This window comes from Klebsiella sp. 4_1_44FAA, from assembly GCF_000238715.1.
Lineage (GTDB): Bacteria > Pseudomonadota > Gammaproteobacteria > Enterobacterales > Enterobacteriaceae > Klebsiella > Klebsiella pneumoniae.
Genome location: NZ_JH414806.1, coordinates 105186 through 131137 on the forward strand (window position 1 = coordinate 105186; position 25952 = coordinate 131137).

25 protein-coding genes and 1 other RNA gene are annotated in these 25952 nt (G+C 57.7%); 16 read left to right on the plus strand and 10 right to left on the minus strand.

The annotated features are described in order from the left end of the window. Window positions 1-68: 68 nt before the first annotated feature. The 5 genes from pnp to mtr all read left to right on the plus strand — a co-directional run bounded on the left by pnp (window position 69) and on the right by mtr (window position 6695). On the plus strand, window positions 69-2204 hold the full coding sequence (pnp, locus tag HMPREF1024_RS03670; RefSeq protein ID WP_004150944.1) for a polyribonucleotide nucleotidyltransferase: 2136 nt from the start codon (window positions 69-71) through the stop codon (window positions 2202-2204). Window positions 2205-2312: 108 nt separating this feature from the next. After that, window positions 2313-3197, plus strand: coding sequence for a lipoprotein NlpI (nlpI, locus tag HMPREF1024_RS03665; RefSeq protein ID WP_002918241.1), 885 nt, complete (start codon window positions 2313-2315; stop codon window positions 3195-3197). 104 nt (window positions 3198-3301) lie between these two features. After that, window positions 3302-3382, plus strand: a complete 81-nt coding sequence (yrbN, locus tag HMPREF1024_RS30835) for a protein YrbN (RefSeq protein ID WP_085903200.1) — start codon at window positions 3302-3304, stop codon at window positions 3380-3382. Then, entirely contained in the window at window positions 3375-5306 is a 1932-nt protein-coding gene (gene deaD, locus HMPREF1024_RS03660) for an ATP-dependent RNA helicase DeaD (protein WP_009309641.1), read from the plus strand. Before yrbN ends, deaD begins: the two co-directional genes overlap by 8 nt. A gap of 144 nt (window positions 5307-5450) precedes the next feature. Beyond that, a complete protein-coding gene (gene mtr, locus HMPREF1024_RS03655) occupies window positions 5451-6695 on the plus strand; it encodes a tryptophan permease (RefSeq protein ID WP_004185824.1) in 1245 nt (414 codons plus the stop codon). A 44-nt stretch (window positions 6696-6739) separates the two neighbouring features. On the opposite strand, the gene HMPREF1024_RS03650 is transcribed toward mtr, so the two are convergent. From HMPREF1024_RS03650 to HMPREF1024_RS03640, 3 genes are all read right to left on the minus strand, one after another. After that, a complete protein-coding gene (locus HMPREF1024_RS03650; protein ID WP_002918234.1) occupies window positions 6740-7747 on the minus strand; it encodes an LLM class flavin-dependent oxidoreductase in 1008 nt (335 codons plus the stop codon). Window positions 7748-7890: 143 nt separating this feature from the next. Continuing rightward, a complete protein-coding gene (locus tag HMPREF1024_RS03645; protein WP_002918233.1) occupies window positions 7891-8769 on the minus strand; it encodes a U32 family peptidase in 879 nt (292 codons plus the stop codon). Window positions 8770-8774: 5 nt separating this feature from the next. Next, window positions 8775-9770, minus strand: a complete 996-nt coding sequence (locus HMPREF1024_RS03640) for a peptidase U32 family protein (protein WP_002918232.1) — start codon at window positions 9768-9770, stop codon at window positions 8775-8777. A gap of 221 nt (window positions 9771-9991) precedes the next feature. On the opposite strand from HMPREF1024_RS03640, the gene HMPREF1024_RS03635 reads away from it, so the two are divergent. Together HMPREF1024_RS03635 and HMPREF1024_RS03630 are read left to right on the plus strand one after the other, a co-directional pair. Further along, window positions 9992-10516 carry an SCP2 domain-containing protein gene (locus HMPREF1024_RS03635; RefSeq protein ID WP_009309642.1) on the plus strand — a complete coding sequence of 175 codons (525 nt, stop codon included), beginning with the start codon at window positions 9992-9994 and terminating at the stop codon, window positions 10514-10516. Then, window positions 10510-11013: a GNAT family N-acetyltransferase gene (locus HMPREF1024_RS03630; RefSeq protein ID WP_004174193.1), complete on the plus strand. Its 504-nt coding sequence runs from the start codon at window positions 10510-10512 to the stop codon at window positions 11011-11013. The genes HMPREF1024_RS03635 and HMPREF1024_RS03630 overlap by 7 nt, the downstream gene beginning before the upstream one ends. Here the strand turns inward: HMPREF1024_RS03630 and HMPREF1024_RS03625 are convergent. Continuing rightward, on the minus strand, window positions 11000-11290 hold the full coding sequence (locus tag HMPREF1024_RS03625; protein ID WP_002918226.1) for a GIY-YIG nuclease family protein: 291 nt from the start codon (window positions 11288-11290) through the stop codon (window positions 11000-11002). The two genes, HMPREF1024_RS03630 and HMPREF1024_RS03625, sit on opposite strands and share 14 nt — an antisense overlap. Before the next feature lie 49 nt (window positions 11291-11339). Between HMPREF1024_RS03625 and HMPREF1024_RS03620 the strand changes: the two genes are divergently transcribed. Further along, window positions 11340-11783 carry a YhbP family protein gene (locus HMPREF1024_RS03620; protein ID WP_002918223.1) on the plus strand — a complete coding sequence of 148 codons (444 nt, stop codon included), beginning with the start codon at window positions 11340-11342 and terminating at the stop codon, window positions 11781-11783. Here HMPREF1024_RS03620 and HMPREF1024_RS03615 read toward each other — a convergent pair. Further along, complete coding sequence (locus tag HMPREF1024_RS03615; protein ID WP_002918221.1) at window positions 11745-12281, minus strand: type 1 glutamine amidotransferase domain-containing protein; 537 nt, start codon at window positions 12279-12281, stop codon at window positions 11745-11747. The two genes, HMPREF1024_RS03620 and HMPREF1024_RS03615, sit on opposite strands and share 39 nt — an antisense overlap. Before the next feature lie 128 nt (window positions 12282-12409). Here HMPREF1024_RS03615 and HMPREF1024_RS03610 point away from each other — a divergent pair, with 128 nt between their 5' ends. Continuing rightward, complete coding sequence (locus HMPREF1024_RS03610; RefSeq protein WP_009309643.1) at window positions 12410-13057, plus strand: NAD(P)H-binding protein; 648 nt, start codon at window positions 12410-12412, stop codon at window positions 13055-13057. A gap of 75 nt (window positions 13058-13132) precedes the next feature. Beyond that, window positions 13133-14173 (plus strand): permease, encoded by a 1041-nt coding sequence (locus tag HMPREF1024_RS03605; RefSeq protein WP_004889624.1) that lies wholly within the window; start codon window positions 13133-13135, stop codon window positions 14171-14173. A gap of 121 nt (window positions 14174-14294) precedes the next feature. Here the strand turns inward: HMPREF1024_RS03605 and dolP are convergent, their stop codons facing one another. Genes dolP through HMPREF1024_RS03585 form a run of 4 tightly spaced genes read right to left on the minus strand, consistent with a single transcriptional unit; the run spans window position 14295 to window position 17948 of the window. Continuing rightward, complete coding sequence (gene dolP / locus HMPREF1024_RS03600; protein ID WP_002918214.1) at window positions 14295-14870, minus strand: division/outer membrane stress-associated lipid-binding lipoprotein; 576 nt, start codon at window positions 14868-14870, stop codon at window positions 14295-14297. 9 nt (window positions 14871-14879) lie between these two features. Then, a complete protein-coding gene (gene diaA, locus HMPREF1024_RS03595; RefSeq protein WP_002918211.1) occupies window positions 14880-15470 on the minus strand; it encodes a DnaA initiator-associating protein DiaA in 591 nt (196 codons plus the stop codon). A 25-nt stretch (window positions 15471-15495) separates the two neighbouring features. Next, entirely contained in the window at window positions 15496-15882 is a 387-nt protein-coding gene (locus tag HMPREF1024_RS03590) for a YraN family protein (RefSeq protein WP_002918206.1), read from the minus strand. Next, window positions 15840-17948 (minus strand): penicillin-binding protein activator, encoded by a 2109-nt coding sequence (locus HMPREF1024_RS03585; protein ID WP_009309644.1) that lies wholly within the window; start codon window positions 17946-17948, stop codon window positions 15840-15842. Before HMPREF1024_RS03585 ends, HMPREF1024_RS03590 begins: the two co-directional genes overlap by 43 nt. A 63-nt stretch (window positions 17949-18011) precedes the next feature. Here HMPREF1024_RS03585 and rsmI point away from each other — a divergent pair, with 63 nt between their 5' ends. Next, window positions 18012-18875, plus strand: a complete 864-nt coding sequence (rsmI, locus tag HMPREF1024_RS03580) for a 16S rRNA (cytidine(1402)-2'-O)-methyltransferase (protein ID WP_004144878.1) — start codon at window positions 18012-18014, stop codon at window positions 18873-18875. A 200-nt stretch (window positions 18876-19075) separates the two neighbouring features. Here rsmI and garD read toward each other — a convergent pair whose 3' ends face one another. Then, window positions 19076-20647, minus strand: a complete 1572-nt coding sequence (garD, locus tag HMPREF1024_RS03575; RefSeq protein ID WP_002917960.1) for a galactarate dehydratase — start codon at window positions 20645-20647, stop codon at window positions 19076-19078. A 392-nt stretch (window positions 20648-21039) separates the two neighbouring features. Between garD and HMPREF1024_RS03565 the strand changes: the two genes are divergently transcribed. From HMPREF1024_RS03565 to rnpB, 5 genes are all read left to right on the plus strand, one after another. Continuing rightward, window positions 21040-22371 (plus strand): MFS transporter, encoded by a 1332-nt coding sequence (locus tag HMPREF1024_RS03565; protein WP_004149911.1) that lies wholly within the window; start codon window positions 21040-21042, stop codon window positions 22369-22371. Window positions 22372-22397: 26 nt separating this feature from the next. After that, window positions 22398-23168 (plus strand): 2-dehydro-3-deoxyglucarate aldolase, encoded by a 771-nt coding sequence (garL, locus tag HMPREF1024_RS03560; RefSeq protein WP_002917954.1) that lies wholly within the window; start codon window positions 22398-22400, stop codon window positions 23166-23168. A gap of 26 nt (window positions 23169-23194) precedes the next feature. Next, complete coding sequence (gene garR, locus HMPREF1024_RS03555; protein ID WP_002917952.1) at window positions 23195-24085, plus strand: 2-hydroxy-3-oxopropionate reductase; 891 nt, start codon at window positions 23195-23197, stop codon at window positions 24083-24085. Window positions 24086-24149: 64 nt separating this feature from the next. Further along, a complete protein-coding gene (gene garK, locus HMPREF1024_RS03550; protein WP_004149910.1) occupies window positions 24150-25295 on the plus strand; it encodes a glycerate 2-kinase in 1146 nt (381 codons plus the stop codon). A gap of 32 nt (window positions 25296-25327) precedes the next feature. Then, an RNA gene (gene rnpB, locus HMPREF1024_RS28080) (RNase P RNA component class A) lies at window positions 25328-25710 on the plus strand. Window positions 25711-25952 lie beyond the last annotated feature (242 nt).

The following is a 25952-nucleotide window of genomic DNA, read 5'->3' on the forward strand; positions in this document are numbered from 1 at the left end:
CAGAAGATCGGGTCAATAGACGCTATGTCGTGGATATGGCGTGATTTATAGATAAAAAGGATAGAATTTTGCTTAATCCGATCGTTCGTAAATTCCAGTACGGCCAGCATACCGTGACCCTGGAAACCGGCATGATGGCGCGCCAGGCAACGGCCGCTGTGATGGTTAGCATGGATGACACTGCGGTATTCGTTACCGTTGTGGGTCAGAAAAAAGCGAAGCCAGGCCAGGACTTTTTCCCGCTGACCGTTAACTACCAGGAGCGTACCTACGCTGCCGGTAAAATCCCGGGTGGTTTCTTCCGTCGTGAAGGCCGTCCAAGCGAAGGCGAAACCCTGATCGCGCGTCTGATTGACCGCCCGGTTCGCCCGCTGTTCCCGGAAGGCTTCGTTAACGAAGTTCAGGTTATCGCCACCGTCGTTTCCGTTAACCCGCAGGTTAACCCAGACATCGTCGCGATGATTGGTGCTTCCGCTGCGCTGTCGCTGTCTGGTATTCCGTTCAATGGCCCAATCGGCGCTGCGCGCGTGGGTTACATCAACGACCAGTACGTACTGAACCCAACCCAGGAAGAACTGAAGTCCAGCAAACTGGACCTGGTGGTTGCCGGTACCGAAGCGGCCGTGCTGATGGTGGAATCCGAAGCGGAACTGCTGAGCGAAGACCAGATGCTGGGCGCGGTGGTCTTCGGCCACGAGCAGCAGCAGATTGTTATTCAGAACATCAACGACCTGGTGAAAGAAGCCGGTAAACCGCGTTGGGACTGGCAGCCGGAAGCGGTCAACGAAGCGCTGAACGCGCGCGTGGCTGCGCTGGCTGAATCCCGTCTGAGCGATGCTTACCGTATCACCGACAAACAAGAGCGTTACGCTCAGGTTGACGTGATCAAATCTGAAACCATCGCCACGCTGGTTGCTGAAGATGAAACCCTGGACGCTAACGAGCTGGGTGAAATCCTGCACGCCATCGAGAAAAACGTGGTTCGTAGCCGCGTACTGGCCGGCGAGCCGCGTATCGATGGCCGTGAAAAAGATATGATCCGTGGTCTGGACGTTCGTACCGGCGTTCTGCCGCGTACTCACGGTTCCGCGCTGTTCACCCGTGGTGAAACGCAGGCGCTGGTTACCGCGACTCTGGGTACCGCACGCGATGCGCAGAACATCGACGAACTGATGGGCGAGCGCACCGACTCCTTCCTGTTCCACTACAACTTCCCTCCGTACTCCGTAGGCGAAACTGGCATGGTGGGGTCTCCGAAGCGTCGTGAAATCGGTCACGGTCGTCTGGCGAAGCGCGGCGTACTGGCCGTGATGCCGACTATTGAAGAATTCCCGTACACCGTGCGCGTGGTATCGGAAATCACCGAATCTAACGGTTCCTCTTCCATGGCTTCCGTCTGCGGCGCCTCTCTGGCGCTGATGGACGCGGGCGTGCCGGTAAAAGCCGCTGTGGCGGGTATCGCAATGGGTCTGGTGAAAGAAGGCGACAACTTCGTCGTGCTGTCTGACATCCTCGGTGACGAAGACCACCTCGGCGATATGGACTTCAAAGTTGCGGGTTCCCGCGACGGTATCTCTGCGCTGCAGATGGATATCAAAATTGAAGGTATCACCAAAGAAATCATGCAGGTTGCATTGAACCAGGCTAAAGGTGCGCGTCTGCACATCCTGGGCGTGATGGAGCAGGCGATTAACGCGCCGCGCGGCGATATCTCTGAATTCGCACCGCGTATCCACACCATCAAGATCAACCCGGACAAGATCAAAGACGTTATCGGTAAAGGCGGTTCTGTTATCCGTGCCCTGACCGAAGAGACCGGTACTACCATCGAGATCGAAGATGACGGTACCGTGAAGATCGCAGCGACCGACGGCGACAAAGCGCAGCATGCTATCCGTCGTATCGAAGAGATCACTGCTGAGATCGAAGTTGGCCGCATCTACAATGGTAAAGTGACCCGTATCGTTGACTTTGGCGCATTCGTTGCCATCGGCGGCGGTAAAGAAGGTCTGGTTCACATCTCGCAGATCGCTGACAAGCGCGTTGAGAAAGTGACTGACTACCTGCAGATGGGTCAGGAAGTACCGGTTAAGGTTCTGGAAGTTGACCGCCAGGGCCGTGTCCGTCTGAGCATTAAAGAAGCAACTGAACAGACTCCGTCTGCCGCAGCGCCGGAAGCTCCGGCTGCCGAGCAGGGCGAGTAAGGTTGCCGTTAGCCCTCCGCTTTTGCGGAGGGCGTTTTACGGGCAGGACGCCTCGTTTGCAGCCGGGGAACAGGACGTTCATCCAATCGTTGTCTTCGGGAGTGGGAAATGAAGCCTTTTTTGCGCTGGTGTTTCGTGGCGACAGCTCTCACGCTGGCAGGATGCAGTAGCACCGCCTGGCGTAAGGACGCCGTCCTCGCAGTACCATTGCAACCGACTTTACAGCAAGAAGTGATTCTGGCACGCATGGAACAAATTCTTGCCAGTCGGGCTTTATCCGATGACGAACGCGCACAGCTTTTATATGAGCGCGGAGTGTTGTATGATAGTCTCGGTCTGAGGGCACTTGCGCGAAATGATTTTTCACAAGCGCTGGCAATCCGACCCGATATGCCGGAAGTATTCAATTACTTAGGCATTTACTTAACGCAGGCAGGCAATTTTGATGCTGCCTATGAAGCGTTTGATTCTGTACTTGAGCTTGATCCAACTTACAACTACGCGCACTTGAACCGCGGTATCGCCCTGTATTACGGCGGCCGGGCTAAGTTAGCGCAAGATGATCTGCTGGCGTTTTATCAAGACGATCCCAATGATCCTTTCCGTAGCCTGTGGCTTTATATCGCCGAGCGTAAACTCGACGAGAAGCGGGCGCTTGAAGCACTCAGAGAGCGCTTAAACAAGTCGGATAAAGAGCAATGGGGATGGAACATTGTCGAGTTCTACCTTGGCGACATTAGCGAAAAAGAGCTGATGACTCGTCTGAAGGCAGACGCAACGGATAACACCTCGCTCGCTGAGCATCTCAGTGAAACCAACTTCTATTTAGGTAAGTACTACCTAAGTCTGGGGGACAAGGACAGCGCTACGGCACTGTTCAAACTGGCGGTCGCCAACAACGTACATAACTACGTTGAGCACCGATACGCATTGTTGGAATTATCGCTCTTGGGCCAGGAGCAAGATGACCTGGCAGAATCGGACCAGCAATAGCTGACGAACACATCAGCCCATAGTTTTTTGCTTGCCATCACCTTCGCGGGTGAGGGCGTTGTTGTTCGTTAATACACCTACTTTGAGCCGGTTCACACTTTTCAATGAAAATTACCGTAAATTTTCACGATGAGTTATGTAGACTGGCCGCCATTAATTTTGAGGCACACGTACTACATGGCTGAATTCGAAACCACTTTTGCAGATCTGGGCCTGAAGGCTCCTATCCTTGAAGCGCTCACCGATCTGGGTTACGAAAAACCATCTCCGATCCAGGCTGAGTGCATTCCGCATCTGCTGGACGGCCGCGACGTTCTGGGTATGGCCCAGACCGGTAGCGGTAAAACCGCAGCATTCTCTTTACCGCTGCTGAACAACATCGATCCTGAGCTGAGAGCACCGCAGATTCTGGTGCTGGCGCCGACCCGCGAGCTGGCGGTACAGGTTGCTGAAGCAATGACGGAATTCTCTAAACATATGCGCGGCGTGAACGTGGTTGCCCTGTACGGCGGCCAGCGTTATGACGTGCAGCTGCGCGCCCTGCGTCAGGGTCCGCAGATCGTCGTCGGTACCCCGGGTCGTCTGCTGGACCACCTGAAGCGCGGCACCCTGGACCTCTCCAAACTGAGCGGCCTGGTACTGGATGAAGCAGATGAAATGCTGCGCATGGGCTTTATCGAAGACGTAGAAACCATTATGGCGCAGATCCCGGAAGGGCATCAGACCGCGCTGTTCTCCGCCACCATGCCGGAAGCTATCCGTCGCATTACCCGTCGCTTTATGAAAGAGCCGCAGGAAGTGCGCATTCATTCCAGCGTGACGACTCGCCCGGATATCAGCCAGAGCTACTGGACTGCCTACGGCATGCGTAAAAACGAAGCGCTGGTGCGTTTCCTGGAAGCGGAAGACTTTGATGCGGCGATTATCTTCGTCCGTACCAAAAACGCGACCCTGGAAGTAGCTGAAGCGCTGGAGCGTAATGGCTACAACAGCGCGGCGCTGAACGGCGACATGAACCAGGCGCTGCGTGAGCAGACTCTGGAACGCCTGAAAGATGGTCGTCTGGATATCCTGATTGCGACTGACGTTGCGGCCCGTGGCCTGGACGTTGAGCGTATCAGCCTGGTGGTGAACTACGACATCCCAATGGATTCTGAATCCTACGTTCACCGTATCGGCCGTACTGGTCGTGCCGGTCGTGCTGGCCGCGCGCTGCTGTTCGTTGAGAACCGCGAGCGTCGTCTGCTGCGCAACATCGAACGCACCATGAAGCTGACCATTCCTGAAGTGGAACTGCCTAACGCGGAGCTGCTGAGCAAGCGTCGTCTGGAAAAATTCGCCGCGAAAGTTCAGCAGCAGCTGGAAAGCAGCGATCTGGATCAGTACCGTGCACTGCTGGCGAAAATCCAGCCGACGGCGGAAGGTGAAGAGCTGGACGTGGAAACGCTGGCTGCTGCGCTGCTGAAGATGGCTCAGGGCGAACGTTCGCTGATCGTTCCGCCGGACGCGCCGATGCGTCCACGTCGTGAATTCCGCGATCGTGACGATCGTTTCGACCGTCGTGGCGACCGTAATGATCGCGGCCCGCGCGGCGATCGCGAAGATCGTCCGAAGCGTGAGCGTCGTGACGTGGGTGACATGGAGCTGTATCGCATTGAAGTGGGTCGCGATGACGGCGTTGAAGTGCGTCATATCGTTGGCGCGATCGCCAATGAAGGCGATATCAGCAGCCGTTACATCGGTAACATCAAGCTGTTCGCTTCTCACTCCACCATTGAGCTGCCGAAAGGGATGCCGGGCGAAGTGCTGCAGCACTTTACTCGTACCCGTATCCTGAACAAGCCGATGAACATGCAGCTGCTGGGCGATGCGCAGCCGCGCACCGAACGTCGTGGCGGCGGTGAGCGTCGCGAAGGCGGCCGTGGCTTTGGCGGCGAGCGTCGTGAAGGCGGCCGTGGCTTCGGTGGCGAACGTCGTGAAGGCGGTCGTGGTGAAGGACGTCGTTTCAGCGGCGAACGTCGTGAAGGCCGTGCGCCGCGTCGTGACGATGCATCCGCGCCGCGCCGCGATGACTCAGCCGGTCGCCGTCGCTTCGGTGGCGATGCGTAATCAACGCCGCCCGCTAGCGTAAACTAAATAATACAGCCCCGATCGTCATGATTGGGGCTTTTTTTATTCCCTTTGTACTCGTGTACTGGTACAGTGCGTCATGCTCAACGTGAGCGAAGTATTTTCGACTGGAGAATTCGGTAAATGGCGACACTAACCACTACGGCAACCCGTCCGTCTCTGTTTGGCGGCGTGGTGATTATCGGCGGCACGATTATCGGCGCGGGCATGTTCTCGCTGCCGGTGGTGATGTCCGGCGCGTGGTTTTTCTGGTCGCTGGCGGCGCTGGTCTTCACCTGGTTCTGCATGCTGCACTCCGGTTTGATGATCCTCGAGGCCAATCTTAACTACCGCATCGGCTCCAGCTTCGACACCATTACCAAAGACCTGCTCGGCAAGGGCTGGAACCTGGTGAACGGTGTATCAATCGCCTTTGTGCTCTATATCCTGACCTACGCCTATATTTCGGCGAGCGGTTCGATCCTCCACCACACCTTCAGTGAACTGTCGCTGAAGGTGCCGGCGCGCGCGGCGGGCTTCGGCTTTGCGCTGCTGGTGGCGTTTATCGTCTGGATGAGCACCAAAGCGGTGAGCCGCATGACGGCTATCGTACTGGGCGCTAAGGTGATCACCTTCTTCCTGACCTTCGGTAGCCTGCTCGGGCACGTCGAGCCGACGACGCTATTTAACGTTGCGGAGAAGAATGCCTCCTATGCGCCATACCTGCTGATGACGCTCCCGTTCTGCCTGGCCTCGTTTGGCTATCACGGCAACGTGCCGAGCCTGATGAAATACTACGGAAAAGATCCGCGCACCATCATCCGCTGCTTAACCTACGGTACGCTGCTGGCGCTGGGTCTGTACGTGGTCTGGCTGCTGGTGACGATGGGCAATATCCCGCGTCCGCAGTTTATCGACATCGCGCAGAAGGGCGGCAACATTGATGTGCTGGTGCAGGCGCTGAGCGGCGTGCTGAATAGTCGGAGTCTGGATCTGCTGCTGGTGGTGTTCTCGAACTTTGCTGTCGCCAGTTCGTTCCTCGGCGTGACGCTGGGGCTGTTCGACTACCTGGCGGATCTGTTTGGCTTTGACGATAGCGCGATGGGACGCTTTAAAACCGCGCTGCTGACCTTTATCCCGCCGATGATTGGCGGACTGGTCAAACCCGATGGTTTCCTCTACGCCATCGGCTATGCTGGCCTGGCGGCGACGATCTGGGCGGCGATTGTACCGGCGCTGCTGGCTCGCGCCTCACGCAAACGCTTCGGCAGCCCACAGTTCCGCGTTTGGGGCGGAACGCCAATGATTGTGCTGATCCTGCTCTTTGGCCTCGGCAATGCGGTTGTACATATCCTGTCGAGCGTCAATCTGCTGCCGGTTTATCAGTAAAGCTATTGCCCGGTGGCGCGACGTCCACCGGGCTGACGTGTGTGTTACCCCAACAGCTCCTCTTTCACCTGCATCGCTAAATCGAAAGAATGCAGACGCGCCTGGTGGTCGAAGATCTGGCCATTGACCATGATTTCGTCCGCCTCGGTTTCACGCAGAATCGACTCTAGCCCATGGCGGACTTTAGTTTTATCGCCGACCAGCGACATGCTCAGTGCCTGCTGCACACCATACTGCTCGGACGCTGACCACAGCTGATGCATATTTTCCACCGGCGGCGGCAACTGCCCGGTCTCGCCGCGACGCAGCTTCACAAACGCCTGCTGCATGGAGGTGAAGAGAAACTCCGCATCGCGGTTGCTGTCGGCGGCGATGATATTGATACACACCATCGCGTACGGTTTTTCCAGCCGCGCCGAAGGTTTGAAATTGCTGCGATACAGATGTAGGGCCTGGAACAACATATCCGGCGCGAAGTGCGAGGCGAAGGCAAACGGCAGGCCGAGCTGCGCCGCCAGTTGCGCGCTATAGAGGCTTGAGCCCAGCAGCCATACTGGAATGCGCTCCCCGTAGCCGGGAACCGGGCGCACGTGCGGGTTCGGATCGCGGGCGTCAAACCAGTCCACCAGTTCCGCTACATCGCGCGGGAAATTATCGACATCGCCGCTCATATGGCGACGCAGGGCGCGCATGGTCGGCTGATCGCTGCCCGGCGCGCGGCCAAGGCCGAGGTCGATCCGCCCGGGGTAAAGGGTGTTCAGGGTGCCGAACTGCTCAGCTATCACCAGTGGAGAGTGGTTAGGCAGCATCACGCCGCCGGACCCGAGATGCAGGGTGGTGGTGTTGGCGGCGAGATAGCCAATCAGCACCGAGGTCGCTGCGCTGGCAATGCCGACCATATTATGGTGCTCCGCCAGCCAGTAGCGATGATAGCCGCGCGATTCGGCCAGCCGGGCGAGATCCAGAGAGTGGGTAAAGGCTTCTTTGGCAGAAGATCCTTGCGGGATCGGCGCCAGATCGAGCACCGAGAATGGAACAGATTTGTCAGTCATAAAGGCTCACTTTGCTACAGCATCGTCATCAGATTGAAGGTCTTCTTCCAGCCTGGCGCATCCTGGACGCGCCAGCCAGAAAAGCTGCATCTTTAATAATGCATTAAAATCTGAGCACTGTTGTTAACAAAGTGAGCGGTTTATCAGGCCTGAAGCACCAGTCCTGGCAATCGTTTCCAGTAGCCGTTGCAATCGCTATTGCTGGTGAGATCCAGCGGCGCAGCGCCGTTTTCGTTGGCGCGGAAGGCCTCGAGCATGGCGAAGGTCTCGTTGCCCATCGGCGACAGGCGCACCATATCCACCAGGCCGTGCATGGAGGTCAGCTCATTGCCCAGGTTATAGACGTAGCCGCTCATGGTCTGAATACCATTGAGCACGAACACCTGCTGGTTCTCCTGCGACAGCATGCTGCGCCCGGTTGGGTACTTGATGCAGCAGGTTTCGCACTCGTCCTTTGGCCGGTCTTCCGAGCGGGCGGTAAAGCAGCGCGCGGAATAAGCCAGCGGCAGATGGCCGTAGCTCAGCACTTCGACTTCAAACTGGTTGCGGATACCCAGCTCTTCGCACTGGGTCAGTAAATTAGCCAGCCAGTCGCGGGAGAGTTCCACCGGCATGCACCAGCGCACCATGCCCTGTTTCCGCAGCAGGCGCAGGGTAACGGCGTTGTAGCAGTTCAGCGCATGCCCGGCGACGAATGGTAGCTTGCGTTCGGCGCAGAGATTTACCACGCCCAAATCGCTGGCCTCAATCAGAAATTCGCCGTTATCGACATAGCGTTTCAGCTCGCCCAGTTCAGAAGAGGCCTGCACCAGCGCGAGGGTGGAGAGCACCACCTGCTTGCCGCTAGCGGCCAGCGTTTTCGCCATTTCGATCCAGTCGCCAACTTTGGTGGCGCGGCGTTTGCTGCATACCGCTTCGCCGAGATAAATGGTGTCGGCGCTGCAGTTTGCCGCCTGCTGGTAAAAATCTTCCAGCGTCTCTTTTGGCCAGTAGTACAGCACCGGCCCTAATGAATATTTCATGTTTCTCACTGCCATTTACGGTGATAAGCGCCAAGGGTAGTTTGTGTCCCCTCGGACATGGCGCCCAGGGTCTCCATCCAGGCGGACTGCGGTACGAAATTCTGCGGATCGGCTTTGCAGCGATCGATCGCCTGGCGCCAGACTTTCGCCACCTGGGTCACGTAAGCCGGGCTGCGCTGACGGCCTTCGATTTTCACCGAGGCGATATTGGCGGCCATCAATTCCGGCAACAGTTCCAGGGTGTTGAGGCTGGTGGGCTCCTCCAGCGCGTGATAGCGCTCGCCATCAACCAGGTAGCGGCCTTTGCACAGCGTCGGATAACCGGCATTTTCGCCATCCTGATAACGGTCAATCAGCACTTCATTGAGACGCGATTCCAGCCCCTGCGGCGTTTGCTGCCAGCGTACGAAGCGGGCAGGCGAACAGGCGCCGACGGTGTTGGGCGATTCGCCGGTCAGGTAGGAAGAGAGATAGCAGCGGCCTTCCGCCATGATGCACAGGCTGCCGAAGGCGAAGACTTCCAACGGCACCGGCGTAGCGCGGGCCAACTGTTTCACCTGATGAATAGACAACACGCGCGGCAGTACGACGCGCGCGACGTCGAAGTTGCGATGATAGAAGCGAATGGCCTCTTCATTGGTGGCGGAAGCCTGCACCGAAACGTGACGCTCAATGTGTGGGTAACGCTCCGCAGCGTACTCCAGCATGGCGATATCGGCCAGAATGAGCGCATCGGCGCCCAGCTGAGCAGCCATATCCACTGCTCGCTGCCAGCGGGCGTAGCCGTCGGGATGAGCGAAGGTATTGATGGCGATATGCAGCTTACGACGGTGCTGATGCACAAAGCTGACGGCTTCCTGCAGTTTCTTTTCGGTGAAATTAAGGCCGGCAAAGTGGCGGGCGTTGGTGTCATCTTTCAGCCCGATATAGACGGCATCGGCGCCGTTTTCGATGGCCGCCTTAAGCGCCGGAAGGTTACCGGCTGGGCAGAGCAGCTCCATAATTTTTCCTGAAAAATGCGGCCCGTCAGGGACGCTGAATGGTTAACGAGCAGGGATTTTAGTTAACCTTCTGGTGACAATTTTTGATTTGAGGCAGTTAAAAGTGTATTGGCGGCGCCAATAACTGGCGGCCGTCATCGCGTTTTTGTTGATTTACGCCGCTATGTTGTTTATGTGATATGGCACAATAGCGGAACTATTGCATTCATGGAGTAAAGCTTGTGTTGGATAAACTGCGTTCCCGGCTGGTCCACTTTGGCCCGTCTTTAATGAGCGTGCCGGTTAAGCTGGCGCCTTTTGCCCTCAAGCGCCAGGTGCTGGAGCAAGTGCTGAGCTGGCAGTTTCGCCAGGCGCTGGCGGAGGGGGAGCTGGAGTTTCTTGAGGGGCGTTGGTTAAGTATTCATGTGCGTGACATCGGTCTGCTGTGGTATACCTCGGTAGTCGATGGTCGACTGGTGGTCAGCCAGCAGGCCGACGCCGACGTCAGCTTCAGCGCCGACGCCAGCGATCTGTTAATGATCGCCGCGCGCAAGCAGGATCCGGATACGCTATTCTTCCAGCGTCGTCTGGCCATTGAAGGCGATACGGAGCTGGGGCTGTATGTAAAAAATTTGATGGACGCCATTGAGCTCGAGCAGATGCCAAAAGCGCTGCGCGTGATGTTGCTGCAACTGGCGGATTTTGTCGAAGCTGGACTGAAGAGCCCGCAGAAACCTGAACAGACATCGGTAGGTGAGGCATGCTGATTCGAGTGGAGATTGGGATTGATGCACCGGGAATCGACGCGCTGCTGCGTCGTACCTTCGGCCGCGATGCCGAAGCGCAGCTGGTGCACGATCTGCGTGAAGATGGACTGATCACGCTGGGGGTAGTGGCGACGGATGATGAAGGCCAGGTGATCGGCTACGTTGCCTTCAGCCCGGTGGCGGTGGAAGGTGAAGAGCTGCAGTGGGTCGGCCTGGCGCCGCTGGCGGTAGATGAACGCTACCGCGGACAGGGCATTGGTCGGCAGCTGGTTTATGAAGGGCTGGACTCGCTGAATGAGTTTGGCTACGCCGCGGTGGTGACGCTGGGCGACCCGGATTTATACCGTCGCTTCGGCTTTGAATCGGCCGCGCGCTTCGATCTCCGCTGCCGCTGGCCGGACAGCGCCGAGGCGTTCCAGGTTCACCGTCTGGCGGATGACGCCCTCGACGGCGTCCATGGCCAGGTAGAATACAGCGAGCACTTTAATCGTCTTTAAGCCTTGCCAGCAGGGTTTCGAAGGCATCCTCTCCGGCAACGAGGCGCTCTTTTTCGCGCTTCGTTAGCTGCTTGACGCGATATTCCAGTCGCAATGCAAGTGAGTGTTCACCAACTTCGTGGCTAAAGGCCAGCTGCAGGTCGCCTTTGCCGCGCAACGCCTTTGCGCCTTTTCCCGCCTGATGCTGGCGAAAGCGGCGTGGCACGTCGGTGGTGATGCCGGTATAAAGGCGATTATCCGCGGTTCGAATGAGATACAGAAACCAGCACACGGTCACAAAGTCACTATGGTAAGGTGTGTGCACCATAGCATAATGGAGAAGAAAGATGGATACGCTTGCCGCCATTGGTCGCTGGCTGAGTAAACAGCACGTCGTCACCTGGTGCGTCTCCCGTGAAGACGAGCTGTGGTGCGCGAATGCCTTTTACGTCTATGACCCGGATACCGTGGCCTTTTATCTGCTCAGCGAGGAGCACACCCGCCATGGCCAGATGACCGGACAGAGGGCGAAGGTGGCCGGCACGGTCAACGGCCAGCCAAAAACCGTGGCTCTGATCCGCGGCGTGCAGTTCAAAGGCGAGATCCGTCGTCTGAGCGGTGACGAAGAGGCGCGAATGCGCCAGCGCTACGTCAAGCGCTTCCCGGTGGCCCGCATGCTGTCGGCGCCGGTATGGGAGATTCGTCCGGACGAAATCAAATTTACCGACAACACGCTGGGTTTCGGGAAGAAATTACACTGGCGGCGTGATGCCGGCGCCGAGCAGGCGTAGCGCTTCGCGATTGAAGGCCGGCAGATCGTCCGGCGTTCTGCTGGTGACCAGCTGTTCGTTATCGACCACCACCTCCTGGTCGTAAAACTCGCCCCCGGCGTTTTTCACATCCACCACAATCGGTTTCACCGCCGTGAGCTTACGTCCGCGGATCACATCGGCGCTGATCAGCAGCTGCGGGCCGTGGCAGATGGCAAACACCGGCTTACCGCCGTTGACAAAATCGCGGGTAAAGGTGACGAAGCGTTCATCACCACGCAGCTGGTCGGGAGAGTAGCCCCCGGGCAGCAATAAGGCATCAAATTCACCCGGTGTGACGTCATCGATGGCTCTGTCGATGGCGACCTCGGCTTCTCCCTGCTTACCCTTCACCGTTTTGCCAGCCTGCTTTTCGATCGTGATGACCTGATGCCCGGCGAGCTTAAAGGCTTCGGCGGGAGAGGTAAATTCAGAATCTTCAAAGTCGTCGGTAATGAGGACGGCTATCTTTTTACTCATGCTTCCTCCACTGTCTGGATGGTCAATGAGGTAATTCCATGATGATGGTGGATACTTACCTTGTAAGGTATTAAGCCTGGAACATGAGCCCGAAAGTGCAAGGCGGAGAATTCTGTAAAGGAGAACCAATGAGTCAGGTATTATTAACCGGCGCGACCGGGTTAGTTGGCGGTCACTTACTCCGGCTGCTGCAGAATGAGCCCCGTATAAGCACCATCGCCGCGCCGACGCGTCGCCCGCTGGCGCCAGCGAAAGGTGTTTTTAATCCTCACGATCCCCAGCTGACCGATGCCCTGGCGCAGGTGGTTGACCCGGTGGATATCGTCTTCTGTTGCCTGGGAACGACGCGCCGGGAGGCCGGGAGCAAAGAGGCCTTCGTCCATGCTGACTACACGCTGGTGGTTGATACCGCGCTGACCGGCAAACGACTGGGTGCGCAACATATGCTGGTGGTTAGCGCGATGGGTGCCAACGCCCACTCGCCGTTTTTCTACAATCGGGTGAAGGGGGAAATGGAGGCGGCGCTGATTGAGCAAGACTGGCCGCGGCTGACCATCGCCAGGCCGTCGATGCTGTCAGGCGAGCGGGAAAAAAAGCGGGCCAATGAGACCTTCCTCGCACCATTGTTCCGGCTCTTGCCGGGGAACTGGAAATCCATTGCGGCCCGCGATGTGGCGATCGCCCTGCTGGCGGAGGCGCTGTCGCCCACCCACGAAGGGGTGCGAATTCTGTCATCATCGGAACTACGGGAGCGCGCCGCGCGGCAGGCTGAATAGCGGTTTGCAAACGCAGGCTTCCGGCGTAGTATTCACGGCTTCAATTCATATCCACATTTCTTGCTGGGGAATGCTATGGCTGGTCAGTCTTCATCTCAGGCGGCGTCACCATTTCAATGGTGGAAACCCGCGCTTTTCTTTCTCGTCGTGATTGTTGGTCTGTGGTACGTCAAATGGCAGCCGTACTACGGGAAAGCCTTCACCGCTGCGGAAACCCACAGTATCGGTAAATCCATTCTTGCCCAGGCCGACGCTAACCCGCTGATGGCGGCGTGGGACTATGCGATGGTTTACTTCCTTGCCGTCTGGAAAGCGGCGGTGCTCGGCGTGCTGCTCGGGTCATTGATTCAGGTACTCATTCCGCGCGACTGGCTGCTACGCACCCTGGGACAATCGCGGTTTCAGGGCACGCTGCTGGGAGCGATTTTCTCGCTGCCCGGCATGATGTGCACCTGCTGCGCCGCGCCGGTCGCGGCCGGGATGCGCAAACAGCAGGTGTCGATGGGTGGGGCGCTGGCGTTCTGGATGGGGAACCCGCTACTCAATCCGGCGACGCTGGTGTTTATGGGTTTTGTTCTGGGCTGGCAGTTTGCGCTGGTTCGCCTGGTGGCGGGTCTGGCGACAGTATTAACTGTGGCGACGCTGGTGCAGAAATGGGTGAAAGAGGCGGCGACGCAGCCGGTAGCGGTGCCTGCTGCACCGTCGGAAGCGACTCAGGGCGGCTTCTTTAGCCGCTGGCTGCAGGCGCTGTGGACGCTGTTCTGGAACACGATCCCGGTTTATATCCTCGCGGTGCTGGTGCTGGGAGCGGCGCGCGTCTGGCTGTTCCCGCACGCCGATGGCGTGGTGGATAATACGTTGTTCTGGGTTATCGCGATGGCGATCGCCGGCTGCCTGTTTGTGATCCCTACCGCGGCGGAAATTCCGATTGTGCAGACAATGATGCTGGCGGGTATGGGGACGGCGCCCGCGCTGGCGCTGCTCATCACACTGCCGGCAGTGAGCGTGCCGTCGCTGATTATGCTGCGTAAAGCCTTCCCGGCCAAAGCGCTGTGGCTGACGGGCGGACTGGTGGCGCTGTGCGGGGCGATTGTCGGTGCGCTGGCGCTGGTGTAGTTTGCCGTAAACGTACGCATAGCGGGATTGGATGCCGGGTGGCGGCTACGCCTTACCCGGCACACAACGGACAGGGGGCGGTAGCCCGGCTAAGCGCAGCGCCAGCCGGGAAACTGCAGCTTTATTTAATGTAGGTAAAGGCGGTGGTCACCCGGGATACGCCGCTTACCCGGCTGGCAATATCCGCCGCCGCCCGGCCTTCGCGGTCGGTCACCAGCCCCATCAGGAAGACTTCGCTGTTTTCCGTGGTTACTTTCACGTTCGAGGATTTAACCTGATCGGTGCTCAGGAGCTGCGAACGCACCTTGGTGGTAATCCAGGTATCAGAAGAGGCGGTGCCTAAACCAATCGGCTGGCCCTGGCGCACTTCATTAAACACTTCCGTGGTCCCTTCCACGCCCATGGCGATTTGCTTGGCGCGCGCGGAGAGGTCCGGCGTCGGCGACTGGCCGGTCAGCAGGACTTTGCCCTGATAAGCGGTGACGTTGATACGGGCCTGTTTCTTAATCTGTTCATCTTTCGACAAGGCGCTATTGACGCGCAGTTCCAGGGTGCTGTCATCGACCTGGGTTCCCACCGTACGCGGGTCCGTTGCGGCTTTGGTGCCGACTGCTGCCGTTCCGACTACCGCGGCGGCAACGCAGCCCTGCAGCAGTAGTGCAGAAAGCAGGATGGCGAGGGGCGAGAGAGCCTTCATGTGTTCTCCTTAATCGTCCTGGTGTGGAAAAAGAGTGTTATCTATCAAATCGCACAGACAGTTGACGGTCAGCATGTGCATCTCCTGGATACGCGCGCTGCGATGGGAGGGGATGCGGATTTCGACATCCTGTTGACCTAACAGGCCCGCCAGCTCACCGCCGTCATAGCCGGTTAACGCGACGATGGTCATGTCGCGGGTCACGGCGGCTTCCACCGCCTTGACGATGTCCCGACTGTTTCCGCGCGTAGAGATCGCCAGCAGCACATCGCCGGCGTGTCCCAGGGCGCGCACCTGCTTGGCGTAGATCTCGTCATGCAAGCGATCGTTAGCGATGGCGGTTAAGACCACATTATCGGTATTTAGTGCAATGGCAGGTAAACCAGGGCGTTCCGTTTCAAAGCGATTAATCATGCTGGCAGCAAAATGCTGTGCGTTGGCGGCGGAGGTGCCATTACCACAACAGAGGATTTTGTTGCCGTTAAGCAGGGACTGGACGAGCGTCATCGCCGCCCGGGAGATGGCGTCCGGGAGTGCTTCCGCTGCGGCAATTTGGGTTTGAATGCTTTCGGTAAAGCAGGCTTTGATTCTGTCGAGCACGGGATCCCTTACTTCTGGTATTACGCTATTCGCCAAAGGCGTTTTTTAGCCATTGGATGTCGTTTCCGGTGAAGGCTACCACATCGAAACGGCAATCCACAGTCTCAAAGCTCCCATTCTGTCGGCAGAGCCACAAACGGGCGGCTTTAAGCAGTCGTTGTTGTTTTTGCGGAGTGACGCTGGCTGCCGCATCACCGTACCGGGCGCTACGGCGGTAGCGCACTTCGATAAAAACGGTGACCGTGCCGTCGCGCATGATAAGGTCAATTTCGCCGCCACGCTCGCGGGCATTGGCGGCGATAAAACGCAGGCCCTGGCCTTCCAGCCAGCGGCGAGCCTGGTTTTCCCAGGCATCGCCGGTCTGTTTGCTTAGCTGGCCGGAACGATTTTTCCCTGCTGGTACTTGAGCCATGACAGTTTCCTGTTAATCACGCAATCCTGGTTGGCCGTCAGATCGCCGGTATTGCCGTTCAGCTCGAAGCCAGGCGTCTGGCGCATTTGCGTGAAGTGATTTGCCAGTGACCAGGCGTCAGCGCCCATGGCATACAGACGCGCCAGCGAGTAGTCATTACGCACCGCGGACAGCGCCTGCTGCATTAGCGACGGATTGCTGCCGGCCAGCATTGGGATCTCACTATACTGCAAGCCTTCCATCTCCAGACGGAAATCCGGCCCCGCGGTGCCCTGGGCGCTGCGCGAGCTGGCGTACAGGGTGACATTGCTCTGGCTGCCGTTGCGCATGGCGATCATCGGTTTGATATAGGCAATCTGTTCCGGGGTGGCGAGGATATAGGCCGCATCGACGCTGCCGCCGCTGCTTACCGGCATCTCATCCGCACTGCCGAGGATGCTGTTCTGCGCTGATGGCAGGGTGGAGACCGGGGTGCCGCTCAGCGCAATGCCCCCGCCGCCGTTCACACCGGCGCGCAGCTCGGCCGTGGATCCAAAACGCTGCTGCAGGACGCTGGCGCCGCCCAGCTTCAGCCACTCGTCGGCAAAAGCGCTAACCACACGATCGCCCAGCGCGCCGCGCGGAACCAGCAGCAGCGGGGTCTGTTTCCCCTGTTGGTGGATATGTCGGGCGGCGTCACGCGCTTCGTCTTCCGGAGAAAGCGCGAAATAGCAGAGGTTAGCGCGGCTTTCGACTTTTTCCGGCTGGTTGAGGGCCAGCACATTGAGCGGCGTGTTGCTCTTGATAACCTCTTCAACGTTTTCTTTCAGCAACGGCCCAACCACCAGGGTGGCGCCATCCTGCTGCGCCTGGGCGAGCAGCTGGCTTATCGGCTGGGTGGTGGTGTCGTAAATTTTCAGTTCCGCAGAAGGGTTAGCGGCGGTTGCGACCACGGGCTGCGGCTGTGCGGCCGGCGCGGTAACCGGCTGGGTGGCCGGGGAAGCGGTAGTCTGCGGCGTGGCGGATGTTGCCGGCGCCTGGGCTGCCGGTTCCGCAGCAGGCGCTGCCTGGTCCTGCGTCGGGGCCTGAACCGGATCAGCGCGGCTTCCGGTGGCGGTAAGATCGCTGATTTCTGCCTGCGACGGACTCACCACATCATCATTACCGGAGACATTCGCCGCCTGGGCGACCTGGGCGGGAACCGCGCTGCCCGTCACCGACGGCGCGCCGTTTTTGGCGGCTTCAAAGCCCTGCTGGATAGTGCGGCCGAAGATCGACGCCTGACCGTTCAGCGGCAGAAAAAGCGCAATCTTGTTGATGGACGCAGGCTTATAGTTTTGCATATTCACAAGCGCCGTCGGCAGCATTTTAGCGCCCGGGTTTTGCGGATAGCGCGTCTGCCAGTCTTTAACGCCCGCTTTCAGTAGCGTCGGATCGTTGCGGTTGTCAAACCACATCCGCTGCAGATCCAGCCAGCCCTGGAGGATATTTTCATCGGCGTTGATCACCAGCGCATTGGCCTGGTCCTGCGGCATCGAGGTGAGCGCTTGCCAGGTCGCATTAATATTTTTCTGACGCTGTTTGGCGTCACTCAGCAGCGGCTGCTGGGCGATTAAGGCGCGCAGCAGGGTCAGCGATGGTTTGCCCTGGCTGGCATCGATTTGCGCCTGCCAGTAGCGCGCCTGCTGAGGCTGCTCAAGGTTTGTCGGATCGATCTTAGCCAGCAGATTACGGGCGGCCTGATAATCGTTCTGCGCCAGCTTCACTTCCACCGCCAGCAGCGACTGTTCACGGGCCTGAGTGCTGTTCAGGTTCGCCGGCAGCTGGTTAAACAGGTCGATAGCCTGCTGCTTCTTCCCTTCCTGCAGTAGTGCACGAATGGCGAGTAATTGCCAGTTGGTCTTGCTATCATTCGTGCTTTGCTGCATCTGCTGTAAGTAGAAACTGGAGTTGGCCTGCGACGTACCCTGCATAAACGCCGCGCTTTGATCCTGCGTGTGGGTGCCGCAGCCAGCAAAAATAAGAGTCGCCAGCAATACGGGCAGGCAGCGCGCGGGCTTAGAACGAAGAAATGTTGACGGTACCATAAGTGTCCAGTGATATTTTTTTGGCTCAATGCTCAATATTAAATCGGCAATACGGACGAGACAATGAAACAACACGAATCAGCGGATAATTCTCAGGGGCAGCTCTATATTGTGCCCACTCCGATAGGAAATCTGTCTGATATCACGCAGCGTGCACTGGAAGTGCTGCAAGCCGTTGATTTAATTGCAGCGGAAGATACCCGTCATACCGGTTTGCTGCTGCAACATTTTGCGATAAACGCCCGTTTGTTTGCGCTTCACGACCATAATGAGCAGCAAAAGGCGGAAACCCTGCTTGCCAAACTGAAAGAAGGGCAAAACATCGCGCTGGTTTCCGATGCCGGCACGCCGCTGATTAACGATCCTGGTTACCATCTGGTGCGCACCTGCCGCGAAGCGAATATTCGCGTGGTGCCGCTGCCGGGCCCCTGTGCGGCTATCGCCGCCCTGAGCGCCGCCGGCCTGCCTTCCGACCGTTTCTGTTATGAAGGCTTCCTGCCGGCGAAATCGAAAGGCCGCCGCGATACCCTGAAAGCGCTGGAAGAAGAGCCACGCACCCTTATTTTCTATGAGTCGACCCACCGTCTGGTGGAGAGTCTGGAGGATATCTGCGCGGTACTGGGAGAATCCCGCTATGTGGTGCTGGCTCGTGAGCTGACCAAAACCTGGGAGTCGATCCATGGCGCGCCGATTGGTGAGCTGGTGGCGTGGGTGAAGGAAGATGAAAACCGTCGCAAAGGCGAGATGGTGCTGATCGTCGAAGGTTTCAAGGCTCAGGAAGAGGCGCTGCCGGCGGCCGCGCTGCGTACTCTGGCGCTGCTGCAGGCGGAGCTGCCGCTGAAGAAAGCCGCCGCGCTGGCCGCGGAAATCCACGGCGTGAAGAAAAACGCGTTGTATAAGTACGCCCTGGAGCAGCAGGGGGAGTGATCCTGTAAACCCAATTGAAGCCTGGCAAGCAGCCCTTCAGATAGTGAAGAGCTGCTTGAGCGTCCTCCCACATGTCGGAAGAAATGTCGGAAAAAATGTCGGAAGAAAAGGGCAGAATCGCTTTTCTTGCCGCCCAGCATCCCTAACCAACAAGCCCGGATAGATCCGGGCTAAAAGTGGTTAAATCCTTACGCTCTCGATCAGGTTACCGGCGCCGGGTTAAATACCGCCAGCTGGTTGTGCAGGCCCCATTGATCGGAGAAGGTTTTTTTGCGTCCGCTGGCGACGTCGAGAATAAATTCGAACAGCTTCCGCCCGACATCCTCAATCGTCTCTTCGCCAGTGGCGATGGTCCCGGCGTTAATGTCCATTAAGTCATACCAGCGGTTGGCCAGCTCGGTACGGGTCGCCATTTTTATCACCGGTACCGCCATCAGCCCGTACGGCGTACCGCGACCGGTGGTGAATACCTGCACCGTGATGCCAGAGGCTACCTGCTGGGTGCCGCAGACAAAATCGCTGGCGGGGGTTGCGGCGTAAATGAGGCCGCGTTTGGTCGGACGCTGCCCCGGAGAGAGCACCTCAACGATGGCGCTTTTCCCTGATTTGGCAATCGACCCCAGCGCTTTTTCCACCACGTTGGCCAGACCACCTTTCTTGTTGCCGGGAGAGGGGTTAGCGCTGCGGTCGGTTTTGCCCATATCAAGATAGTTATCGTACCAGGCCATCTCTTCCAGCAGACGTTTACCGACCTCTTCGTTAATCGCCCGCGGGGTCAACAGATGAATGGCGTCGCGTACTTCGGTCACTTCCGAGAACATCACCGTCGCGCCGCAGCGCACCAGCAGGTCGGACGCGTAACCTACCGCCGGGTTGGCGGTCACGCCTGAAAAGGCGTCGCTGCCGCCGCACTGCATCCCGACCACCAGCTCAGAGGCCGGGCAGGTTTCCCGCTGGCGCTGGTTCAGTTTCGCCAGGTGGCGCTCGGCGACCTGCAGAATGTCATCGACCATCGATTTAAAACCAACATGCTTTTCATCCTGCAGGCTGACGATGCTGGCGCTGTCCACCGGGATACTTTTGACGTCTTCCGTGCCCTGCAGCAGGCGTTCCGGCTGCAGCTTCTCACAGCCGAGGCCAATGACCATCACCTCGCCGCCGAAGTTTGGGTTGAGGGCGATATTATGAATGGTGCGAATCGGCACTACCGCCGCCGGCGCATTAATCGCCACGCCGCAGCCGTAGAGATGATTCAGGCCCACCACGCCATCGACGTTGGGATAGTTTGGCAGCAGGTCGCGTTCAATGATTTTCACCACGTAATCGACCACGCCAGCGACGCAGTGCACGCTGGTGGTAATACCCAGCAGATTCTTGGTACCCACGCTGCCGTCAGCATTGCGGTAGCCTTCGAAGGTGTAACCTTCCAGCGGCGGTAGCGGTTCAGGCACTTTAGTGGCCAGCGGCAGGGTATTCAGCGGCGGGGCGGTGGGCAGCTCCACCAGCGACTCGTCAATCCAGCTTCCCTGCGGGATATCGCGTACGGCATAGCCAATGACTTCGCCGTAGCGGATGATTTCACCATGGGCGGGGATATCCACCAGGGCAACTTTGTGACCCTGCGGGATATGCTCGACGAGCGTCAGGCCGTCCGGGAAACGCGTTCCGGCGGTTAAGCCGCGATCGTTGACAATAATCGCCACATTATCTGTCGGGTCAACTTTAATATAAAACGCGGTCGGCGATTGTTGTCGAATTGCAATGTCAGCCATTGTCCAGTCATCTCCAAACAGGTGCTAATAATAAAATAAAACGCTAATTCATTTGCTACGTATCAGTATGATGGAATAAAGGATGTCAGCTGAGTTGATTTTAAAATGTGATCGGCATCACTCCTTTTTATGACGCTAACCTCTGCAGGGCAGGCAATCGTAAGAAGTGTGGATTAGCGCCCATGACTTATGGCATAAGCACAATTATGGATTTAAATAATAACTTTATATTGTGGGTATGCATAGTGTCTGGCGGGGGCGTGCTGATTATACTGAGTCATGTTTTTGAGGTGATCGATATGCGAATAGACAATTTCAATATCGTCTTTTAAATAAATCAGAAACCACTTAAAACAATTATAAAAGGTGTTCTGTGCCCGAGGAATGTCTAAATGATTTTGGATTCTACATTAGATGAAAAAAAAGGAATACCGACCCGCTATTTAATTCTGTTGATGATATTTGTGGTGACGGCAGTGAACTATGGCGACCGCGCGACCTTGTCTATCGCCGGTACTGAAGTCGCGAAAGAGCTGGGGCTCAGCGCGGTGTCGATGGGATACATTTTTTCCGCCTTCGGCTGGGCTTATCTGCTGATGCAGATCCCTGGCGGCTGGCTGCTGGATAAATTTGGCTCGAAAAAGGTTTACTCATACAGTCTGTTTTTCTGGTCACTGTTTACCTTCCTGCAAGGCTTTATTGATGTGTTCCCGCTCGCCTGGGCCGGGGTCTCCATGTTCTTTATGCGTTTTATGCTGGGCTTTTCCGAAGCGCCCTCGTTTCCCGCCAACGCCCGCATTGTGGCGGCCTGGTTTCCGGCCAAAGAGCGGGGTACGGCTTCAGCTATCTTTAATGCCGCTCAGTACTTCTCGCTGGCTCTGTTCTCGCCGCTGCTCGGCTGGCTGACCTTCGCGCTGGGCTGGGAACATGTCTTTACCGTGATGGGGATAATAGGGTTTGTGCTCACCATCATCTGGGTGAAGTTTGTGCATAACCCCACCGATCATCCGCGAATGTCCGCCGCGGAGCTGAAATATATCTCAGAAGGCGGCGCAGTGGTCGATATGGACCATAAAAAAGAGGCCACCCCGGCGGCCGGGCCGAAGATGGACTATATCCGCCAGTTGCTGACTAACCGAATGATGTTAGGCGTATTTTTCGGTCAGTATTTCCTGAATACCATTACATGGTTCTTCCTGACGTGGTTTCCGATCTACCTCGTGCAGGACAAGGGAATGTCGATTCTGAAAGTGGGGTTTGTGGCTTCGATTCCGGCGCTGTTTGGCTTTGCTGGCGGCGTACTGGGCGGGCTGTTTTCGGATTATCTGATTGGCCGCGGCTGCACGCTGACTTTTGCGCGTAAGCTGCCCATTGTGCTGGGAATGCTGCTGGCGTCGTCCATCATCCTGTGTAACTACACGGCCAGCACGCCGCTGGTCATTACGCTGATGGCGCTGGCGTTCTTTGGCAAAGGCTTTGGCGCGCTGGGCTGGCCGGTTATCTCGGATGTCGCGCCGAAGGAGATTGTTGGCCTGTGCGGCGGGGTATTCAACGTCTTTGGCAATGTGGCCTCGATCGCCACGCCGCTGGTTATTGGCTATATCGTGAGCGAACTGCACTCATTTAATGGCGCACTGATTTTTGTTGGCGGCTCCGCGCTGATGATGATGGTCTGCTACCTGTTTGTGGTTGGCGATATCAAACGTATGGAATTGCAGAAGTAAGCAACGATTAACGCAAGGTAAAAATCATGGATAACGCAATTTTTCCGAACAAATTTAAGGCCGCGCTGGCGGCGCATCAGGTGCAGATTGGCTGCTGGTGCGCTTTGGCTAACCCGATTAGCACCGAGGTGCTGGGTCTGGCGGGGTTCGACTGGCTGGTGCTGGACGCGGAACACGCGCCAAACGACGTCACCACGCTCATTCCGCAGCTGATGGCCCTGAAAGGTAGCTCCAGCGCGCAGGTAGTCCGTGTGCCGACCAATGAACCCATCATCATCAAGCGCATGCTGGACATCGGCTTCTATAACTTCCTGGTGCCGTTTGTCGAGACGGCTGAACAGGCGGCGCAGGCGGTGGCTTCGACCCGTTATCCGCCGGAAGGGATCCGCGGGGTCTCCGTTTCCCACCGCGGCAATATGTTTGGCACCGTGCCGGACTACTTCGCCCAGTCCAACAAGAACATTTCCATTCTGGTGCAGATTGAGAGCCAGACCGGAGTAGACAACGTCGAGGCGATTGCCGCGACCGAGGGCGTGGACGGTGTGTTTGTCGGCCCGAGCGACCTGGCCGCCGCCTTAGGCCATTTGGGCAATGCCGCCCATCCTGAGGTGCAGCGCGCTATCCAACATATCTTCGCCAGCGCGAAGAAGCACGGTAAGCCAAGCGGCATTCTGGCGCCAGTGGAAGCCGATGCGCGCCGCTATCTGGAATGGGGCGCGACCTTCGTCGCCGTTGGCAGCGATCTGGGCGTCTTCCGTTCTGCAACCCAGAAACTTGCCGACGCGTTTAAAAAATAATCACCAGGATGAAGAGAGAGAACATTATGACAATCAAAGTAGGTTTTATCGGTCTTGGCATTATGGGCAAACCGATGAGCAAAAATTTGCTGAAAGCGGGTTACTCGCTGGTGGTGTCTGACCGTAACCCGGAAGCGATTGCCGACGTGATCGCCGCTGGCGCTGAGACCGCGACGACGCCGAAAGCGATTGCCGAACAGTGCGAGGTGATCATCACCATGCTGCCGAACTCTCCGCATGTTAAAGAGGTGGCGCTGGGTGAAAACGGCATTATTGAAGGGGCGAAACCGGGCACCGTGGTGATCGATATGAGCTCCATTGCGCCGCTGGCGAGTCGGGAAATCAGCGAAGCGCTGAAAGCCAAAGGTATTGATATGCTGGATGCGCCGGTGAGCGGCGGCGAACCGAAAGCCATCGACGGCACGCTGTCGGTCATGGTCGGCGGCGATAAAGCGATCTTCGATAAATACTACGATCTGATGAAAGCGATGGCCGGCTCCGTAGTGCATACCGGCGATATTGGCGCGGGCAACGTCACCAAACTGGCTAACCAGGTGATTGTCGCGCTGAACATCGCGGCGATGTCTGAAGCGCTGACCCTGGCGACTAAAGCCGGCGTCAATCCGGATCTGGTTTATCAGGCTATTCGCGGCGGTCTGGCGGGCAGTACCGTGCTGGATGCGAAAGCCCCGATGGTGATGGACCGTAACTTCAAACCGGGTTTCCGTATCGACCTGCATATTAAAGATCTGGCCAATGCGTTGGATACCTCACACGGCGTGGGCGCCCAACTGCCGCTGACGGCGGCGGTGATGGAGATGATGCAGGCGCTGCGCGCGGACGGTCTCGGCACTGCAGACCATAGCGCGCTGGCGTGCTATTACGAAAAACTGGCGAAAGTGGAAGTCACTCGCTAACAAGAAGGGCGCCCTGCGCGCCCTGTTATGCTTGCCTTGCGCGGCACTGTCAGGCTACAAAATTATGAAAATCGTCATTGCCCCAGACTCTTACAAAGAAAGCCTTTCTGCCAGCGAGGTAGCTCAGGCGATAGAAAAAGGATTTCGGGAAATTTTCCCTGATGCACAGTATGTTTCCCTGCCCGTCGCCGACGGCGGCGAGGGGACGGTGGAAGCCATGATTGCCGCCACCCAGGGAAAGGAACATTTCGCATGGGTAACGGGTCCGCTGGGTGAGAGAGTGAAGGCCTGCTGGGGCATGTCCGGCGACGGCGTCACCGCGTTTATTGAGATGGCGGCAGCCAGCGGTCTGGGGCTCGTTCCGCCCGACAAACGTAACCCGCTCATCACCACTTCACGGGGTACCGGGGAGCTAATATTACAGGCGCTGGAGCATGGTGCGGAACGGATCATTATCGGCATCGGCGGTAGTGCGACCAACGACGGTGGGGCGGGTATGATGCAGGCGCTAGGCGCCCGCCTCTGTGACGCCGAGGGACAAGAGATCGGCCATGGCGGGGGCAGTTTGAGCCGTCTGAGCCGGATCGATCTTTCCGCCATCGATCCGCGCTTACGTGACAGGATGATCCACGTGGCCTGCGATGTTACCAATCCACTGGTAGGCGAGCGTGGGGCGTCGCGGATCTTTGGCCCACAGAAAGGGGCGACCGAGGCGATGATCGTCGAGCTGGATCGTAATCTGGCGCATTATGCCGACGTCATTAAGACGTCGCTGCAGGTGGACGTGAAGTCGATCCCCGGCGCGGGAGCGGCCGGCGGCATGGGCGCGGCGCTGATGGCCTTTCTCAATGCGGAGCTGCGCAGCGGGATTGAGATCGTTACCGAGGCGCTGAAGCTGGAAGAACAAATCCATGACTGCTCACTGGTGGTCACCGGGGAAGGGCGGCTCGATAGCCAGTCTGTTCACGGTAAGGTGCCGGTGGGGGTGGCCCGGGTGGCGAAGAAATACCGTAAGCCGGTGATCGGTATTGCTGGCAGCCTGACTCACGATGTCGGCGTGGTTCACCAGCACGGTATCGATGCCGTATTCAGCGTGTTAACTTCCGTTTCGACGCTGGAAGAGGCATTTCGCGGGGCGTTTGATAATATTTACCGCGCGTCGCGTAATATTGCTGCCACCCTGCAGGTTGGGATGACCACTGAGGGATGACAACGGGCGGTAAACCCTCTATACTGCGCGCCGAAGCTGACCAGACAGTCGCCGCTTCGTCGTCGTCCTCCTTCGGGGGGAGACGGGCGGAGGGGAGGAAAGTCCGGGCTCCATAGGGCAAGGTGCCAGGTAACGCCTGGGGGGTGTCACAGCCCACGACCAGTGCAACAGAGAGCAAACCGCCGATGGCCCGCGCAAGCGGGATCAGGTAAGGGTGAAAGGGTGCGGTAAGAGCGCACCGCGCGGCTGGTAACAGTCCGCGGCACGGTAAACTCCACCCGGAGCAAGGCCAAATAGGGGTTCATAAGGTACGGCCCGTACTGAACCCGGGTAGGCTGCTTGAGCCAGTGAGCGATTGCTGGCCTAGATGAATGACTGTCCACGACAGAACCCGGCTTATCGGTCAGTTTCACCTTTTACGCAAAAACCCCGCTCCGGCGGGGTTTTTGCTATTCGAATAGCGGAGAAAGGATGAATGACTGTCCACGACGCTATACCAAAAGAACGCGGCTTATCGGTCAGTTTCACCTTTTTATGTCAAAACCCCGCTCCGGCGGGGTTTTTGCTATTCGAATAGCGGAGAAAGGATGAATGACTGTCCACGACGCTATACCAAAAGAACGCGGCTTATCGGTCAGTTTCACCTTTTTATGTCAA